Here is a 16,887-nt window from a genome sequence, read left to right as displayed (position 1 = left end):
TTCAACCTTATTTCCTAGAAAGTTTTACTCGTTCAAGGCCGAATTTGAAGTCTTTTCTGAACGAAACCCCTTACTATCTGTTGTCAAGGTTCAGTTTTTAGCTTGGTTATCGCTTTTTCCATTGTAGCTTAAAGCCGTCCTCAAAGGACGGGGTTTTAACCCAAATTTTCGATAACTTAACTTTGTCTGGCTTGTCTGGGAGAGGTTATAAGTGGGGTTTCCTGTTCCTAGGGTTAGGAGTCAGGATTCAGGAGATTATTTTATTTATTTTCCCCACACCCTACACCCCACACCCCACACCCCACATCCTACACCCCACACCCCACACCCCACTTGCGTCTTAGGTTAAACTTTAATTCCTAGTACCTGTGTATGAGTTCCCCGCGCTTGGGTGACACCGATGGTTCTTTCCGATGCTTCAATCATGGGCCGACGCAAACTAACGACAATAAATTGCGCTTGTTGTGCTTGTTTTTGAATCATTTTGGCCAATTTCTCTACATTGGCCCCATCTAAAAACATATCCACTTCATCAAACGCATAAAAGGGAGAAGGACGATATCTTTGTAGGGAAAAAATAAAGCTTAAAGCGGTTAAAGATTTCTCACCCCCAGACATGGAACTTAATCGCTGTACGGGTTTTCCTTTCGGATGTGCCACCAGATTTAATCCACCATTAAAGGGGTCATTTTCGTCTTCTAGTTGTAAGTAACCATCACCATCGGACAGGGTAGCAAATATAGTCTTAAAGTTTTCGTTAACGGCAGTAAATGCTTCCTGAAAAGCATTAAATCTGAGGGTGGTAAAGTTTTCTATCCGTAAAAGTAGTTCGGTTCTTTCTCCTTCTAGAGTTTGCAGTTTTTCTGATAGTTCATCTAATCTCTCTTTAGTTTTTTGGTGTTCTTCTAAAGCTAACATATTCACCGGTTCTAAAGCTTCTAATTTCTTTTGTAACTGCCGAATATCGCTTTGAATTTTCTCGAAATCTCGATCACTTTCGGGAATTTCGGGCAAGGGATTGGGTAAGTCGCTTTCTAGTTGACTAATTTCTGTCTGTAAAGTGGTTAGTAATGTTTGTCTTTCCTCTTGATTGTTGACTAACTTTTCCGATTGCCAGATAGCCTGTTGTTGCTGGTTTTGTTGTTGTCGCAAAACTGTCTCTAATTGGTCTCTTTTTTGCTTGGTTTCCCCTAGTTGTTGCGATAATTGTTGTAAAGCTTGATTGATTTCTAAAATATGGCGATCAAGTTTTTCTATCTCCAGATTACCGATATTTCTCTGATTAACTGCATCGGTAATTATCTTGTCAATCTCAATAATTCTATCCGCAGAATCTTGACTTTTTTCCTCTAGTCTGATTTGTTGATTTTGTAAATCTTTTAACTGTTCGCGGACTGTAGCGAGGTGATTTTCTTGGGTTTGTAACTCTAATTCTTGACTACGAATTATTCCCTGTACCTGTTGCCATTCGCTATGGGTATGATTGGCCTCTAAAGCAGTTAATTTCTCCTGTTCTTGCTGTAAAGATAACTCTAACTCAGGAATTTCTCTAGTTAATACTTCTAACCGTTGACGAGAAATAGTAATTTCCTCTTGCTGGCCCGATAATTGACGGGTTAAATCCTCTTTTTCTGTGGTTAAACGTTGTAAATCCTTGCTTAATTGTTGTAGAGATAATTGATTTTCTCGATGACTCTGACGGGTTTCGGTTAACTGTTGGGTTAACTGACTGATAAGATTATTAATTTGGGTAATTTTTTCTTCGTTGCGGGTAAGAATGCGATCGATTTCTGCTAATCTTTCCCGTAGAGATTCCGCTTCACTAGACTCCTTCGGAGAAATTTTACCAAAACGCAGCCCCGATCGCGTCGGTTGGCTGCCTCCAGTCATAGCACCAGTCATCTCTAATAACTCTCCATCCAAAGTAACGATGCGATATTGATTGATATAATAACGTGCAGAGTCTATATCCTCGAAAACCACCGTACTGCCAAAAATATAGTTAAAAACCTCCCGATACTGGGATTGAAACTTAACTAAATTCACCGCTAAATCTAGATAACCCCGCGCATGACGCAGAGAGGAAATATCTTGGGGACGGGGAGGACGAATTTTATTCAGGGGTAAAAAAGTAGCCCGACCGATGCGACGCTGTTTTAGCAAGGCAATTCCGGCAGCCGCAACGCTATCATCTTGGACGACTACATGACCTAAACGACCTCCGGCTGCGATTTCAAGAGCAATTTGATAACGTTCCTCTACTTCGCCTAATTGTGCCACTAATCCGCAGATTCCGGGCAAATCTGACTGTAATAATATTTGAGTAGCATAGGTTCCCTGGACCTCCTGTTGAGCTTGCTTGGTCGCTTCCAGTTTATCTAATTCCCTCTGTTTGTCCCGTTGTTCCTTTAGCAGACGTTTTTGGGTGTCCTGACTGATAACGCGATTTTGTTCGGCAATGGTGAGTTTTTGGGCTAAATTTTGGATATCGGGTTCAGAATTATTAATTTTTTGCAATATTTCTTGACTTTCTTCTGTTTTTGTGCTAATAAATTGCTCTAATTCTTGCAGACGTTGACCAGCTTCTATTATATTAGTTTGCAATCGATCGCATCTTTCGGTCAATTGGGCCCGTTGGCTACGATAGGGGTTTAATTGTTCCTGAAGACGGGTAATATTGCGGGAAAGGTCACTTTGTTCTTTTACCCAAGCTTCTGACGCTTCCGCGAGACTACTTGCTTGCAGACGATGGGTTTCTAGGGTTTCCCTTGCGGTTTGGGTTGTCAGTAGGAGATTGGGTAAAATTGCAGTTTCTAAACGGCTTTTTTCAGCAGTAATCTGATTTAATTCGAGATTGTAGCGATTAATTTCCTCTAAAAGTCTGGTTTTCTGTGTCTGAGATTCTTTTTCGAGGTTTTCTAACTCTTTTTGCCGTTGTTGCTGTTGTTGTCGTTTGGCCTGTTGACTCGCTAATCGGGAAGTCAGGGACAGGTGTTCATCTTCCCCGAAAGCTTTGACCTGTTGATTGAGTTTCTCTAATTCTTGACTATTTTGGGCGATTTGTTCGGATAAATTGGCGATAGTCTCGGTTAAAAGCTGTTTTTCCTTTTCCCCAGCTTGAATTTGTTCTTTTACTTGCTGGCAGCGCTGCTGGAGATTTTGCCAATGGAGGACAATTTCCCATTGTTGTTTTTCTTGGACTTGGGCCTTGAGTTTTTGGTATTTTTCGGCTTTAATGCGATCGAGTGCTAATTTTTCCAGAGATTTTTGCAATTCTGTGGCAATAATTTGGCAGCGTTCTTCTCTTTCTTTAACCGAATCGATATTCTCCTTAGTTTTCTCAATTTTGCGGTCAAATTCGGCTACTCCTGCCAATTCGTCGATAATTTCCCGTCTTTCCTTGGCATTCATGCTGATAATTCGGGTTACGTCCCCCTGTAACACCACGTTGTACCCTTCGGGATAGATGCGTAAACGGTTTAACTGGTCGTGAAGTTCGCTAACCGTACAGGTTTCCCCATTGATATAGTAGGTAGAAGTATAGCTGCCACCCTTAGCCACTTTTAAGCGTCGGGAAACCGTCCAATCCCTATCGGTTGCGCCGGTCATATCGGCAATATCAAAAGTCACCGAAACACTCGCTTCGGTGCTATGACGTTGACTGTTATAGCTGTGATTGACTAAATCCGGTAATCTTTCGGCCCGCATTCCCTTGGAAGTAGCTAATCCCAAGCAAAATAACAATGCGTCGAGGATATTCGACTTTCCTGAACCATTTGGACCAGAAACCACCGTAAACCCCGGTAAAAAGGGTATAGGAGTTGTTCCCCCGAAGGATTTGAAGTGTGAGAGTTCGACCTTTTTGATGTAAACCATGGCGATAAACAAAAAGTAGGAAAGCTGTCAGCTTTAAGACAACACCCTTATAGAAAAATATAGCTGATAGCTACCTTAGATGGCTTGAATCCATTCTTTGACTTGGTACTCTGTCCAGATACCATTTTGCCAGTAGGGATCTGCTTCGATTAATTCCCGCACTTCTGACTCGCTGGCTGCCTGATAAATTCCGAAAACTTGGCTTAAATCTGCCGTTGGCCCGATGGTAATGAGAATTCCCCGTTCTTTCTGTTGATTTAATCCCTCTAGATGCGCTTGACGATAGGGTGCGCGTTTTTCCAGCACGTTTTCACAATAACTACCCCAGATAACAAATTTCGGCATATTTGACCTGTACTCTCTTGATCTGTTGCTATTTTACGATCGAATCGTCAATCAGACTAAATCGATATAGAAAAGTGGGGGGGAGGGTAGAGTTGGCTGATTTTGTCTATGCCAAAGTTTTACAGAAACTTTAGGTAGAGTAATCGATAAACTACGCCTACCCATTAGTTTGAGGTAGGCGTTTTTAGCTAAGGAAGTCTCAAATTAGTTAGAGCCTTTTGCGGAGGACAAGACCTATTCCTCCTAAAGTAATTAAACCGATAACCATAGAAGGTTCAGGAACTTTGCTAAAAGTTAGGCTACCTTGTCCCGCAATACCCAAGCGAGTAGTATAGGTAAAAGCCGCTTCACTGAGGTTAAACAATCCGCTAGTCAGGGCAAAATTAGCGATAGGAAAGAAGGCATTAGTAGAGGTGACACTATAACCAATGCCAATAAAAGTCCCATCGAAATAATTGGCCACGGGATTGGCATCGGCCGAAGCGAGATTAAAGCTATGGCCGAGGAGATTAAAACTAATATTGCTCAAGGGTATAGATTCAAAATCCACGCCTGTAATCGCCCCATCATCGAAACTAGCTGAACCAGAATAAGTCCCGGTCAGACTTCCAGAAGTTATAACACCTTGAAAATTGTAGGTGATATTTGCCGCTTGCAAACTATTGACATTAACACCAAAATATGCTAGGGCTAAACCTGTGATCATAGCAACTTTATTCATGGGAATTACTCCTTAAAAAAACTCAGGTGGGCATTGATAGCCCACCAAAAAAAACTAGAATAGGAAATTGGCAAGGTTATTCAAGGCTGCCACCGCAACGTTATTAATTAACGCTAGGGATAAAGGACTGGCAGCAGTTCCAAAACCATCAGTATCGATATTTAGAACCGTACTGCTACCACGACCAGTAAAAGTGATATAACCATCAGCAATGGGATTACTGCCGGTGTAATTCAAACTATTAAGCAGTTGTGTGAGAACAATTTTGTCGCTGCCGACGGTAAAATCAGTAATAGTATCACTGCGATCGCTAAGACTAACGTAAACAAAGAAATCATTACCACCTAAACCAGTTAGGGTGTCGCGACCTTGGAACCCGACTAAGACATCATCACCGGTAGTACCCACTAGATTATCAATGCCGGCCGTACCCGAACGAGTAGAACGCAAAACTTCATCGCTGCGGAAATTGAGGTTTTGCAGACGGGTATCAAATTCTCTGCTCACATCTTCCCCTAAAAAGGGTTGATTGAAGAAATTCGCCCGTAAATACTCCGCAAAAGCGTCCTGTTCCGTACCATCGGGGGCAAAAGTTGCGTTACCAGTGAAGTTGGGTGTACTGCCTAGCAAATTGACGCGATTGCGCTGGGGAATGGTATAACCATCACCGCCATCAAGAAGAAAAGAAAGAGTCACCATGCGGAAGCTACGATTAGCATCACCGACAATTGCGCCATTTTGCGCTACCACATCGATAACTGTGCCGTTTTCATCCTTGATTACCAAAGATTTTATCCGACTGCCGGCGGGGTCATCAAGGTCGAAACTGAAGGCCATTCCTCCCACTTGCGGGAAACGGCCTTGGGAATTAGCAGGGTCGTTTGTACTAGCCGCCAGACCGTACTCCAAAATCCCCTTTAACTCACTAGCGGTGACAGTGGTGAGACTGAGGGAATTATTAAAACTGAGGGCATTTTTAATCGCTACTTCCGAAATTCCCCCGGCCGGTTTCACTCCGGGTACTTCTTCGGGGGCTACCCGTACTGCTTCTGTACCAGTGGGAACGATGATACTGCCAATGCTATTGCGAATACCACCGCCATTTTTCAGGGAAATAACCACGTTAGCATCGGTTTTTTTGGCCTCAGCTAGGTTAGCATCGGCGGTAATATTGCCGAGATTGGTTTCCTGTTGACGAACTCCATCTAATCCTGTCCCCGACCGTTGACCGTTGAGGAAAACTCGCGTAAAACCGAAGAAATTGCCTTCTTGAGCGTTAATAACCTCTCTGAGGGAATTGGTAATCCCCCGAATTTCGGGGTCTTCTAATCCTGTTCCCCCCACTTCCGTCACCCCTTGGGCATCGGTGGCGTAAGCGCCGCTAATATTGGGATTGTAGCTTTCGGGAATGATATGACCATTGCTATCAAAATCGATAACTAAGCGCCCCAAGTACTTATAATTGGCATCGGTATTAACTACCGCTACGGGTTTTCCGTCCGGGTTAGTTTTAACAATGGGGTAAACGCCCTGGAAGGTGTCTCCGGCTCGTAAACGGTCATTTTCGTCGGTTAAACGAGTATGGGAACCACCAGCTACAATAATATCGACATTGCGTAAACGTTCTGCTAGGGCCTGTTCGATCGATAATTGTTGCATATGGGCTAACAAAACGACCTTATTCATCCCCGGATTAGCGGCCAAAAGTGCATCGACGGAAGCTTGAATAATGGCCGCTAAAGCATCAAGGTCATCTGGATTAGCAGGAGAAACTCCCACGTTACCCGGACTGGAAATTGAGCGTAAAATCGGGGTAGTTGCCCCAACAATGCCAATTTTATCGCCTTCGGGCAGAGTAATCACCGTACTCTTAGCGATTTTATTAGCAATGGTACTCGCTTCCTGACCATCGGCAGTCACTAAACTGGCTAAGTTGGTATCGGGGGCAAAATTAAGATTAGAACTGAGATAGGGGAAATTTGTACCCGGATAGTTGCCACTGGGAAGAATGAGATTACGGACAACTGCTGTACCTTGGTCAAATTCATGATTGCCAAAAGCGTTCGCTTGTACTCCCAAATTGTTGAGAATCTGGATATCGCCGCGGCCAACTCCCCCTAATACCTGTTCACTGGCCCCGAAAAATAGCCCCGGAATGTAGGCATCTCCAGACGCAAGGGTGAGGGTATTGGCAAAACCAGCTACACCGTCATTATCGATGTCCTGCTGTCGCAAAGCATTTAACACCGCACTCATGCGCGGGGCATCATCAAGGGCTGAAATTCCACCTTCGTTGTCGGAAAAATGGAATAATTGCAGTTTAAAGGGTTGGGGAGTGGTTAAATTTAAACCAATTAAAACGGGATCATGGTCACTGGTACGATAGGGATTAATTTGGTAGAGTGCAGAAGGGTTTAAGGGAGGATTGGAGGGATTTTCCCCGGGGTCAACGATATTGTCATCGTAGTCGAAAACACTAGGTTCATCAGCGTTAATGTGCCATTCCGTCACTCCCGTTACCTGGGAGGCTAAACTAGCATTAGCCAGAGCATGGTCGAGATAACCAGCTTGTCCATTGAAAACGTAGGAATAAGCGTTAATACCCCCAAATTGACCTACTAAATTCGTATATCCGGCGGATTCGAGCGCTCGAATTGGGTCTTCTTGGGCGTAGGCATTGAGATCCCCGATAATTAAATAATCCCCATCACCGCTATTAGTGGGGTCTGTAGCTATCCAATCCTTTAAGGCTAAGGCCGCATTGGTGCGACTGGCATTCCAGAAACCTTGACCATCCGCTTGATCGAAGTTAGGATCACTTGTATTAGTTAAGCCCGATTGACCTTTTGATTTTAGGTGATTGACGACTAAATTAAATTTGGCACCGGTATTGACTTCTTGGAAGGCTTGTGCTAGGGCGGGACGATTGCGAGTATCATCGAAACGAGGATCAACGCTACTGTCTAAGATCTTAAAATCACCTACAGGGGTAACTTGAGCGGGTTTGTAGATGATTCCCACCTTAATCGCATCGGTGCCAATTGTACCTGTGGGGATAAAAGCGTAGGTTCCTGCACCTGCAACGGCATTTAAAGCGTTAACAAGCTTAGATATCGCCCCATCGCCGTTATTTTCCAATTCTATCAACCCGAAAACATCGGCATCAAGACCGATAAGCGCCGTGACTAATTTCTCCTCTTGACGCTGAAATTCGTTGATACTGTTGGCACCCCGGGCATTATTAGTGCCATTGGCGATGGTGGTAAAGTAATTAAGGACGTTATAACTGGCAATTTTTAGCCTACCCCCCACATTAGTGGGCGTTTCTGAGCGATTATTCACCGCTTGGAAGTCCACACCCTGGTTATTCTGGATGCGATAGACTCCGAAACGTTGGTCTAAAACTCCGGTTAATCCCGTTACTGCGTCCCCGGCCCGTAAAATATTACTGGTACTGAGGGGATTGCCACCACGTCCGAATAAAGTCGTCGGAAAAGTGAGATTACTGCCATCATCCAGGGTAATTCGTCGCAGATTATTGCTCGCTTGTAAAGTATTGGCATCTGTCCCCGGATTGGTAACGTTAGTGGGTTGCTGTAAACGTCCCCCAGAGGATAAAACCACACTACCAAAACGACCAAGTTGGAAATATTCGGTTAAGGAGAGAGTTTCGGCGAAAGTTGTCCGCATTCCTTCAAAAGCTTCTAAAACTTGCGGTTGAGCATTGGCTGCCGAGAGATTGCTAATAGTGGCGGCCGTGGGTAAGGGATTATTATTAGAAATAATTAACGCTTCTGTGATGCTGCTCAGTTGGGTTAAGGATACCCCCGCGTTACCAAATTCACTAACTGTTCCTGTAATCCTAACTTTATCGCCGATAATAACGTTAATAATCGGGATATTGCCTTCAAAAATAAATAAACCTTCCGAAGTCAGAGGATTACTATCGCTGTCGCTATCTTCCTCCTGGAGATAAAAACCACTTAATCCCGGATTACCCTGGAAATCTCCCACCACGATCGCTTCTACAGTCACCAATTGATTTAAAATTGGACTGACTAAACCCGTACCTTGAATTTCATGGATTTTTACGAGGGTAGGAGTGGGCGGAACAACTGTACCGGGAGCGGCTAAACCAGTCACGGCAATATCATCAATTGCGTATTCATCACGATTACCGCTACCACTAACATCATCCCCCGTCCAACGCAGGAAAAAATTACTATTAGCGGCGATACTTAATCCAGAAAGGGTAATAGAACGAGTTACCGACTGCCAACCGGAACTGTCCAGATTACCCGGGGTGATAAAGTCTAAACTACTAACAGCAGTAAAACTATTTCCGTCCCCAGAATAGGAAAAATTGAGAGAATTGGCCCGATTTTGGTCGTTGCGAAAACGGATGATATAGGAAAGAGTAATCGAATCCACTAAGCTATTAGTGACATTCTGTAAGCGTAGGGTGATAGCGCCAGGGGTAAAATCATCTCCTGTGGGTTGTACCCCAAAAGCATTATTTCCCGAAGCGATGCTGAAAGCATAAACTCCCCCAGTGGTGACGCGGTTAGATGTCTGTCCTCTGGCAAAATCTCCTGAAGAAGTACGGGTGTCCCCATAGGTCATACTGCCATCGGAAAGACCGGAAATAATCCAAAGGTCGGAATCTAGCTGACCTAGACTCGGAATCGGGGCGAATCCCGAACCAGTAAAAGTGTTAAAATTTTCTGTAAAGGTAGCGTTACTCATACTGTAGCGATGAAGATGCCCTTACTACCCTAGAGTTCAAGGATTAATGACTGGTAAACTCTCCTTTAATTACCCGTAAACGTTTGGTTAAAAGAGATTATTCGTTCAATTATAGCCTTTCTCATAAACATGAAGTATAACGTTAACGATAGCAAAATTGCACAACGAATGAAATCCTATCCAGTAGAGTTCCGTCAGAAAATCCTCGACTTGTCATTATAACTAACCCATCTCTCCAAGACAATTAGCGAAAAGATTCTATATTTATTCGGTCATCAAATCTGGTTTACAAGCTTCCAGGTTAGTAGTAACCACTTCAGTGGTTGTTTAACCAAGAACAAGAGGTAAGACAGCGTAGGATTATTTTTTAAGATAAATACGAACTCCTTGAACTTCATCAACTAGCCGATAATTTTCATTGATAACCCTAGCAATTTCAGGAAAAAATTCGTGTCCCTGAGTTTCTCTATCGGTAAAGAAAAACATTCTTGGAGCCACAGCATCAACAAATAACTTAGCATTAGAATTAATCAGATCGTCTGCGTATCTTTTCAAAAAATATTCTTGCAGTGAACCTGGTAGGATTTGCCAAAGGGAAACACTATCTATTGTCGCTGTTACCAGTCCCGTGTCAACATATAACTCTGATGCCCATCCCCAGACAGCCATAGATTCACCAGGAGAAGCATAATTTAGAATAGTTTTTGCAATCGGACTAAGATAATTTTTAGCAAATCTTCTGCGATTATTAAGGTAAACATTATCTGATGTTATCGTTGTGGCAAATTCTAAAAAACTACTAGCAACTGTAATCAAAATGACACCTGTTAAGAGAGAGAACTTTAAGTTTGAACGAGTTAATTTTGACACTTGTAAGACTTGTGCCAGTTCACCCATAAAAACGCCGATGAGAAATCCACTAGGTATGATTAGAAACAGCAAATAATGAGTAAACCCGTTCCCTGGTCTAATAACTGAGTAACTCGATGCAACCAAAATAAATAAACTGTAATAGACAAAGCAAAATGTCTTGGACTTTTCTTTATTTTGGCTTAAGGAAACACGCTTTATTATTAAAAATGGTACTCCTAATATCAAGACAATTGCTGTTAATAAAAATAATCTCTGTGTATCTTGCACTCCCCTTAACATCCGAAGAAATATGTTGATTTTTCCGAAAAAGCTTAGTTGATTTACGTCTCCCATCAAACCATGGCTAGAATAAATCAATAAATTCTGTTGTATATAAGATTTCCAGAAAGCATCATATATTGAGAAAATTGTTAGATATATAGCAAAGACCAAGGTGCTTAGGACAATCCATCGCTGAAACCCTGTTCAGATAAGAGTTTGAAAATTGAAAGCGTCCTAAATAACCCATTATTTGCTATAGTAGGACTAAAGCCGAGAACAACATTCCCCCAAGAAAGAAAGCAGCAAAACTCCTGATGAATTGACCTGACCTCTTGCTCTGCTTTTTAGCCAGAGTATGTGCAAAAATATACAAGCAATTGAGAAAGCTATAGGAACTGACTGCATTTTTGCCAAAGGAGTAGTTCCCCGGATAAAACCCAAGGCAAATATCAGGTGATTAGGATTAGATGAATTACCAGCATAATATTTACAAACGATTAACAAAGCCACACTTAATATTGCACCGAAAAATGTTCACTTGTATAATGCACATAGTCAAAAAATGTCATTAAGGCGACAGTTGTAACAACGGGAACTATTGCTAGGCGAGAAAGGCTCTTATCGTAGAGAGTGGATAAAGCATAATAAAGACAAACAATAGCAGCAATTATCATGATTAAGCCGATCACTCGACTACTAGCATATTCAATTCTGAACCCGAAAAAAGCTGGTAGAGTCAGAGGATAAACATTGAGAGGTCCAGATGAACCTGTATCTACCGCACGCCAGAAAACTGGATCTTTCAACAGTTTGAGCGCACCTGCGGTAAATAGTGCCTCATCGGGGTTTAGCATTGGTGGCAAGAAACCTGGCCAGCGTGCTGCTAAAATAAAAGTCACTAAAGATGTAATAAATATTAGATTTGACAATAAAAACTTCTGAATCTTACTCGTGGGAGTTCTCAGGAATATGAGAGGAGAAAAAGCGAAAGAAATGAAGATAATAAAAGTGACTATTACCGATATTCTGTAAATAATTGACAAAGATTGAACATTTGCCAAGTTACTCAGTAGCCACCACCGTAAATCAATTTGGTTATTTATCATTTGATTGTCCTTACATAAGATAACTCACTCAAAGTTAATCCGTTCCCGTTCGACAACTAAAGGTCTTTTTAAAATTCTCATGTGCATTAAGCCAATATATTCCCCAATAATGCCGATAAAAAATAGTTGCACAGAAGCGAGTAAAAATAGTCCGACCATGATTGGTGCGGTTCCTAAAGGAAAATAATCCCAGAACAACAATTTGGCGATTAAATAACCTAACGCCACTACCAGACTCAAGAGGGACAAAGCAAAGCCTAACATGGTCGCCAGTCTGAGGGGAACTTGGGAGTGACTGGTAATACCCAGCATCGCCTCGCTATAGTATCGATAGAAGTTGTAACTACTAATACCCCGTTTTCGCCGTTGTTGTTGATACTCAAAAGAGAAACTTTCAAAACCTAACTCTTCGATGAGTCCCCTAAAATAGGGATAGGGATCGTTAATCTCTCGTAGAACATTGATGACTTTCTGATCGTATAACCCGAAACCTGTAAAGTTTCTAGTAACTTTTATATCTGAAAGATTATCCATTAAATAATAAAAAATTTGTCTGGCAAAATAGAAAAAAGCTCCTTCTTTCATCGGAGTTTTAACCGCTTTAACAACTTTATAGCCTTCTTCCCACTTCTTGACAAATTCTAGGATTAATTCGGGAGGATCTTGCAAATCTGCTACCATCAAAATAACCGCATCTCCGTAACACTGAAGAATACCATAGTAAACAGAACGAACGGGACCGAAATTTCTCGCATTAACGATGACCTTGACCCCGGGGTCTTTTTGAGCAATTTTTTTTAATTCATCTATAGTTTTATCTTGGGAAGCGTTATCGATAAAAAGATGTTCATACTCATAGTTAGGTAACTGATTAAAGACTTCTTTAACTCGCAAGTAAAGGTCTTCAATATTTCCTTCTTCATTATAACAAGGAGTCATTATAGTAATTTTCTTCATTATCTATTTCCTCTAAAAACAAAGGTTTTATTTAAAAAATAAGAAATAATTGCTAGAGGCAATACTAAGATAGCTTGTGCCACTAACATATTAATTCCTAGCATCTTGACAATTCGTAAGGATTCAGCGTTTAATAAATAAATCACTAAATAAACACCAATAAAGCGAGCTAGTAGTCGGTTATTTTGGTCTTTAAAAACGATAGCCCCGATAGTTTTAAAGTTGAATAATACCCCGCAAATAGTAGCGATCAGTAAGGAATAGCGATAATCTAATCCCAGACAGATCAGCAAGGCAAAGACGGAATAACCAAATAAGGTATTAATTACTCCAACCAACAAAAATCTAACAAATTTGCTTTTTGGGATTAGATACATTTTTCTACTTTCTACAATCGTGACATAAAATTTCTAACTTTTTCCTTAACTGAGGCAACATCTAGCCGATGTTCTTGCATCAAATATTGATAAGTTCCGCAAAACTGAGAAAATCGATCTTCAATACCAATGCGACAAATCCAACTGGGATGATAGGTGCTGGCAATTTCAGAAATAGCAGAACCCAACCCCCCATAGATAGAATGTTCTTCTATCACCACAATAGCTTGGTATTGCTGACAAATCTCTCTCACTTGTTGGACATCAAGAGGCTTAATAAAAGGAACACTCCACACCCCACTATTATCCCATTCTTGGGCTACTTCTAGAGCAGTTTTAACCATCGAACCTGTCGCCAAAAATCCAAGGTTGCCGGTGCCTGGTTTAACGGGGTAAAGTTTACCCGTATCAAGATTAGGTAAAGTCTCATGAATTACCCCTAAATCTGCCTTACCCATGCGTAAATAAACTGGTCTATCACTGTTAAAAGCCCAATTCATACATTGAGTCATTTCGGAGGCATCTGCCGGGGAGAGAATCGAGATATTAGGTGAAGCCCTTAAAGCGGCAATATCTTCGGTAGACTGATGACTAGAACCCAGACTACTATAGACCACTCCAGCGCCATCTCCAATCAATAAAACCTTTAATTGTTCATAACAAATATCTAACTTAATTTGTTCTAGAACTCTTATCGGCAGAAAAGAACTTAAACCATAAACTACTGGGAAAAACCCGGATTTAGCGAGTCCTGCCGCCACCCCTACCATATTTTGTTCGGCCACCCCCGCATTGATATATTGTTTAGGGCAAGCTTGACGAAAATCATCGAATAAAGCATAACCATGATCCCCGGTTAATAACAGAACTCGCTCATCCCCTAAAGCAAATTTGACTAAAGCATCTGAAAAAGCGTTTCTCATAAACTTAATTTGTCCTTGTAAACTTGAGGTTCTAATTCAGCTTTAGCTTGGGCATAAATCTCCCGATTTAAGCGGCTATAATGCCAAACATTATTATCTTCCATGAAAGAAACACCTTTCCCTTTAACCGTGTGAGCAACAATAGCTTTAGGACAAGGGGAAGACAGTTCTAATAATTCTTTCAAAGTTTGATCTAAGGCTGTTTCGTCATGACCATTCACTTCTCGACAGTCAAAACCAAAAGCCCTAAATTTATCGGCAATTTGACCTAAATTCATAACTTCTTGAGTCGAACCCATCGCTTGATAACCATTAGCATCTACAATGACTAACAAGTTAGACAGTTGAAAATGAGAGGCAAAAAGTAAGGCTTCCCAAATCGAACCTTCATTAATTTCTCCATCCCCCACAATGGCAAAACAACGCTGTCCAGTTTCTTTCATTTTACTTGCTAAAGCTATCCCCACCCCCACAGATAAACCATGACCTAAAGACCCTGAAGTTACTTCTAAACCAGGCACATGAGCATCAGATAACCCCTTAAGAATTGTACCATTGCCAAAGTAATTATCAATGTCTTTATCTGTTAGCCAGCCTAATTCATACATACAAGCATATTGAGCCATTACTCCATGACCTTTACTGAGAATTAAATAATCTCTACCGGGGGACTCCGGTTGACCATTCCCTAGATTTAAGTAAGAACGATAGAGAACAGCCAAAATATCGATAATAGAAAAGGCACAGCCAATATGCACGGTTGAACCAGCAAAAGCCATCCTCAGAACGGTTTGGCGGAGTTCATTTCCTTGAAATTTCATGAGTTAATCTCCTCGATCATCATCAGTTTTTGTTAGTCTTTGTTGATACCATGCTAGGGTTTTTTTAATCCCGGTGGGTAAATCAACCGTTGACTTGAGTCCTAATTCTTGTAAAGCTCTTTGGGTATCCGGTACATATCTTTGGGTCCTTTGACCGGTAACCGGTTCTTGAGCAATCGTTACAGAATTAGGTTTTCCAGCAATTTGTGCCACTGCTAGGGCCGTGTCTTTGATGTTGATTTCCACATTTGAACCGACATTATAAGGACGACAAGATTCACCCTTAAATAATATAGTCCATAACCAAATCATCAAATCTGAAGCATATAAATAGGAACGATAGGGAGTCCCATCTCCTTTAATGTGAATCGTTTTTTCCTCCAAAATGTCTTTGATAAAGTTGCCAATGGCAAAAGATTCATCTAAAGGTAAATAGGGACCAACAAAAGCAAAACACCGGGCAATTTTGGACTCTATCCCATATTCCTTAGCATACAAAACACTTAATAATTCTGCAAGCCGTTTTCCTTCTCCATAAACGGAGTTAGGAGAACTCACATCCGGTGCCCCTTGATAGCTTTCTGGAATATAACTGATATCCGGGGGTTGTTTGCCATAAACTGCTCCTGAGCTAGTCAGTAACAATTTTTGGGTGCCACAAGTTTTAGCAAAATCTAGCACTCGTCGGGTTCCTTGTATTGTAGTATCCAGCACAAAAAGACGATTTTCTTGATGCACTAGAGAACTTGCATCCGTTGCAGCGTGGATAATGTGAGAAAACTCCCCTTCAGGAAACTCAAATGACCTAACATCACCCCAATGGAATTGAATAGCGGGATGATTGGCTAAATGAGGAGCTTTTTGCCTGAAAATATCAGGATTTCTGGTTAAAACAACCGCCGATGCTTTTAAGTCTAGCTGATCATTGGCCCAGATAAAACTCTCTAAAAGCCAACAGCCAAAAAAGCCTGTACCTCCAGTAATAAATATTCGTTGTCCCCGCAGTTCTTCCCACAGGGTTTTAGTATGGGCAAGAATATGATTTAAGTCGTTTGTTAGAAGATTGGTCATCAGAGCATATTACACCAGCTATGGACATTATGATAAATAACGGATCACAATAAACTATCATCAATGTCAACCCCTAGCGATCGCAATTGCGCCGCCAAGCGTTCAGCCCGTAGTTTTTCCTGCTCGGCTCGCTGCTTTTCCTGCTCGGCTCGTAGTTTTTCCTGCTCGGCTCGTAGTTTTTCCTGTTCGGCTCGTTGCTTTTCCTGCTCTGCCAACTCCTCTATGGTGGGGAGCAATTGCCCCTCTGGTGTTGCCCAACGCAGCCAAGTAATCGGCTCTTGTTCATCCCCATAAATTCCCTGCCAGCGCACTAACACCAGACCTAAGATTTCGCTGCTGAACTTTCCTTGAGCATCTGGGTTTAAAGATTTATAAACGCCCCCTTCTAAGCGATGTCCCGCTAAATCTTCTGGGTCAAAGGGATCATACCAAAAGTATTCTGTCACCCGCAAACGATTCTGATAGATCAGCTTTTTCTCTTCTTTATCTTTTTTGGCTGTACTTTCAGAAAGCAACTCAATCACCACATCAGGAGCTTTTTCTTCTTCCCAGACGACCCAGCTTTTCCGTTCTCTTCGAGGCACGTCCAACACCACAAATACATCAGGTCCGCGATAATCCTCGTTACGCACTTGATTGGGGCTAAAATAAACAAACATATTGCCCCCGACAAACGCTTCTCGTCCTTGAGTTTTTAACCATTGGGAGAGAGGTCTGACTAATAACTGCATTTGCAGTCCGTGTCGCTGGGTTTCCATGGGAATACCATCATCAGAAAGGAGTTCATCCTGGGTAGGTGGTAGCTTTATC

12 protein-coding genes are annotated in these 16,887 nt (G+C 41.8%); all 12 read right to left on the bottom strand.

The annotated features are described in order from the left end of the window. Window positions 1-345 precede the first annotated feature (345 nt). Entirely contained in the window at window positions 346-3,876 is a 3,531-nt protein-coding gene (gene smc / locus IM479_RS01290) for a chromosome segregation protein SMC (RefSeq protein ID WP_287686662.1), read from the bottom strand. A 75-nt stretch (window positions 3,877-3,951) separates the two neighbouring features. Further along, window positions 3,952-4,221, bottom strand: a complete 270-nt coding sequence (locus IM479_RS01285; RefSeq protein ID WP_002762776.1) for a YciI family protein — start codon at window positions 4,219-4,221, stop codon at window positions 3,952-3,954. 208 nt (window positions 4,222-4,429) lie between these two features. Beyond that, a complete protein-coding gene (locus IM479_RS01280) occupies window positions 4,430-4,942 on the bottom strand; it encodes a PEP-CTERM sorting domain-containing protein (protein ID WP_287686660.1) in 513 nt (170 codons plus the stop codon). A 54-nt stretch (window positions 4,943-4,996) separates the two neighbouring features. Then, window positions 4,997-9,688, bottom strand: a complete 4,692-nt coding sequence (locus tag IM479_RS01275) for an ExeM/NucH family extracellular endonuclease (protein WP_287686659.1) — start codon at window positions 9,686-9,688, stop codon at window positions 4,997-4,999. A 360-nt stretch (window positions 9,689-10,048) separates the two neighbouring features. Continuing rightward, a complete protein-coding gene (locus IM479_RS01270; RefSeq protein ID WP_287686656.1) occupies window positions 10,049-10,828 on the bottom strand; it encodes a hypothetical protein in 780 nt (259 codons plus the stop codon). Between the two features lie 506 nt (window positions 10,829-11,334). Next, window positions 11,335-11,751: a hypothetical protein gene (locus IM479_RS01265; RefSeq protein WP_287686654.1), complete on the bottom strand. Its 417-nt coding sequence runs from the start codon at window positions 11,749-11,751 to the stop codon at window positions 11,335-11,337. 201 nt (window positions 11,752-11,952) lie between these two features. Continuing rightward, a complete protein-coding gene (locus IM479_RS01260) occupies window positions 11,953-12,885 on the bottom strand; it encodes a glycosyltransferase family 2 protein (RefSeq protein ID WP_287686653.1) in 933 nt (310 codons plus the stop codon). Further along, window positions 12,885-13,262, bottom strand: a complete 378-nt coding sequence (locus IM479_RS01255) for a GtrA family protein (protein ID WP_287686651.1) — start codon at window positions 13,260-13,262, stop codon at window positions 12,885-12,887. Before IM479_RS01255 ends, IM479_RS01260 begins: the two co-directional genes overlap by 1 nt. An 11-nt stretch (window positions 13,263-13,273) precedes the next feature. Next, the gene (locus IM479_RS01250) at window positions 13,274-14,185 is read right to left on the bottom strand and encodes a transketolase family protein (RefSeq protein ID WP_287686650.1); all 912 of its coding nucleotides are present in this window, start codon (window positions 14,183-14,185) and stop codon (window positions 13,274-13,276) included. After that, window positions 14,182-15,006, bottom strand: a complete 825-nt coding sequence (locus tag IM479_RS01245; protein WP_287686649.1) for a transketolase — start codon at window positions 15,004-15,006, stop codon at window positions 14,182-14,184. Before IM479_RS01245 ends, IM479_RS01250 begins: the two co-directional genes overlap by 4 nt. Window positions 15,007-15,009: 3 nt before the next feature. Beyond that, window positions 15,010-16,077 carry an NAD-dependent epimerase/dehydratase family protein gene (locus IM479_RS01240; protein WP_287686648.1) on the bottom strand — a complete coding sequence of 356 codons (1,068 nt, stop codon included), beginning with the start codon at window positions 16,075-16,077 and terminating at the stop codon, window positions 15,010-15,012. A 44-nt stretch (window positions 16,078-16,121) separates the two neighbouring features. Continuing rightward, a complete protein-coding gene (locus tag IM479_RS01235; protein ID WP_287686647.1) occupies window positions 16,122-16,886 on the bottom strand; it encodes a Uma2 family endonuclease in 765 nt (254 codons plus the stop codon). Window position 16,887: the final 1 nt, after the last annotated feature.

It is taken from the genome of Microcystis sp. M165S2, from assembly GCF_020245885.1.
Taxonomy (GTDB): Bacteria; Cyanobacteriota; Cyanobacteriia; order Cyanobacteriales; family Microcystaceae; genus Microcystis.
Note: the sequence above shows the minus strand (reverse complement) of the source record. Positions and strands in the feature narration are given on the sequence as shown.

Excerpts from the sequence above, each read along its gene's own strand:
- smc (WP_287686662.1), bottom strand. The coding sequence starts at position 3,876 with ATGGTTTACATCAAAAAGGTCGAACTCTCACACTTCAAATCCTTCGGG.
- IM479_RS01285 (WP_002762776.1), bottom strand. The coding sequence starts at position 4,221 with ATGCCGAAATTTGTTATCTGGGGTAGTTATTGTGAAAACGTGCTGGAA.
- IM479_RS01280 (WP_287686660.1), bottom strand. The coding sequence starts at position 4,942 with ATGAATAAAGTTGCTATGATCACAGGTTTAGCCCTAGCATATTTTGGT.
- IM479_RS01275 (WP_287686659.1), bottom strand. The coding sequence starts at position 9,688 with ATGAGTAACGCTACCTTTACAGAAAATTTTAACACTTTTACTGGTTCG.
- IM479_RS01260 (WP_287686653.1), bottom strand. The coding sequence starts at position 12,885 with ATGAAGAAAATTACTATAATGACTCCTTGTTATAATGAAGAAGGAAAT.
- IM479_RS01255 (WP_287686651.1), bottom strand. The coding sequence starts at position 13,262 with ATGTATCTAATCCCAAAAAGCAAATTTGTTAGATTTTTGTTGGTTGGA.
- IM479_RS01250 (WP_287686650.1), bottom strand. The coding sequence starts at position 14,185 with ATGAGAAACGCTTTTTCAGATGCTTTAGTCAAATTTGCTTTAGGGGAT.
- IM479_RS01245 (WP_287686649.1), bottom strand. The coding sequence starts at position 15,006 with ATGAAATTTCAAGGAAATGAACTCCGCCAAACCGTTCTGAGGATGGCT.
- IM479_RS01240 (WP_287686648.1), bottom strand. The coding sequence starts at position 16,077 with ATGACCAATCTTCTAACAAACGACTTAAATCATATTCTTGCCCATACT.